This window comes from Frankia tisae (assembly GCF_025403405.1).
Lineage (GTDB): Bacteria > Actinomycetota > Actinomycetes > Frankiales > Frankiaceae > Frankia > Frankia tisai.
In genome coordinates this window covers 1-1,319 of sequence record NZ_JANEZT010000692.1, presented here as the reverse complement: position 1 = coordinate 1,319, position 1,319 = coordinate 1, and the positions used below count along the sequence as shown (strand labels likewise).

General features: G+C 70.0%; 2 protein-coding genes. One reads left to right on the top strand and one right to left on the bottom strand.

Translation table 11 applies throughout. The features are described 5' to 3' along the window. A partial coding sequence (locus tag NBZ85_RS31160) for a hypothetical protein (protein ID WP_261563426.1) occupies positions 1-609 on the bottom strand: 609 nt, incomplete at its 3' end. Between the two features lie 409 nt (positions 610-1,018). On the opposite strand from NBZ85_RS31160, the gene NBZ85_RS31155 reads away from it, so the two are divergent. Continuing rightward, positions 1,019-1,319 (top strand): hypothetical protein (locus NBZ85_RS31155; protein ID WP_261563425.1); only part of this gene is annotated, 301 nt, incomplete at its 3' end.

Genomic DNA, 1,319 nt, shown 5'->3' with positions numbered 1-1,319 from the left:
GGGAAGCAGGGCGCCGACCGTGAAGCAGACGGCGGCCGAGATGAGGGTGGCGGCGACGTCGACCGCGGTGGTGGGTGTGACCAGGCGGGCCGCGGAGAGGGCGAACGCGCCGAACAGGCCGACGGCGCAGCCGGCGGGCAGGAACCGCAGTCCCCGCTGCCACCAGGTTGCCGGCGCGGCGTGCCGCCCGAGTGGGAGCAGCGCCACCGCCCACAGCAGCCCCATCAGGACCAGCAGGCCGAGCCCGAACAGGCCATAGATGGACAGCAGCGAACCGTGCACGTTCGCGGTTCCGGTCGCCTTCGCCACCGTGTGTAGATCGGTGTCCCGGATCGCCACCTCGACCGGCATCAGCCCGGTCGCCCGCCCGTCCAGGTCCCGGATGTCGAGATCGACCGTCCAGTTCGCCGAGCCGCGGGCCGGCACCGTCGTGCGGACGCGGGTGTCGTAGTCGAAGAACGTCAGGCCCAGCACGGCGCCGCTCAGCCGCACGGAGTCGACGTCCAGGTTCGACCGGCTCAGGTTCTGCAGGCTGACCACCACTCGGGCTACCGCGCCGGCGTCGAGAACGAGATCGCCTCGGCCGAGCGACTGCCCGTCGATGGTCACGGCCAGCTCCACGCCACCCCCCGGTGCCGCATGGGCAGCGGGTGCCGGGGACAACGTGAGCCAACCGAGGCACGCCGCCAGGCAAACAGTGATGAGAATTCTTTCCCTGGCCGGCCGCGTGGCCGGCAATGCGATGCTCACTACTTCCCCCCGCGGCCGGGATGTGCGGCCGGTCGGCTGTTATTCTATAGATCGTCGTATGGTGGGACTTCCGCCAAACGTGCATCACGTGCATCACGTGTTTTCACGGGTCGTGGGGATGGGCCGGCCTCAACGTGTTGCCGGTCGCACCCGGGGGGGCGCACTGGTGTCAGGTCATCGATCGACCGACCGGTTCACGAGGCCGTCGCGGCGCGGAGTCGTGCCGACGGTCTTTCTTGCCGTTCTGCTCCTTTGCACGGGAGCGAGTGTGGTTGCCGGCCTGATCGGGCCACCCCGGCTGGCTGGCACGAACGATGCGGCGATGGCGGATGCCGCCTCCACGCCTCATTCCGTCGCCGCGCAGGATTCGACCGTTGCGGTAGATTCTGCCGATCCGTCTGGTTCCACCGATCTGTCGAGTTCCGGCCCCGTATCGGGATCGGAATTGTCCGAGGGCTCCTCGTCCGGCGGTGGTTCGTCGGGCGGTGGTTCGTCGGACGAGCAGGCCCCGCCGGGTGACTCGCCGCCGGCTTCCGGCGCCCAGAACTCGGCGCCTGCCCCACCCCCGC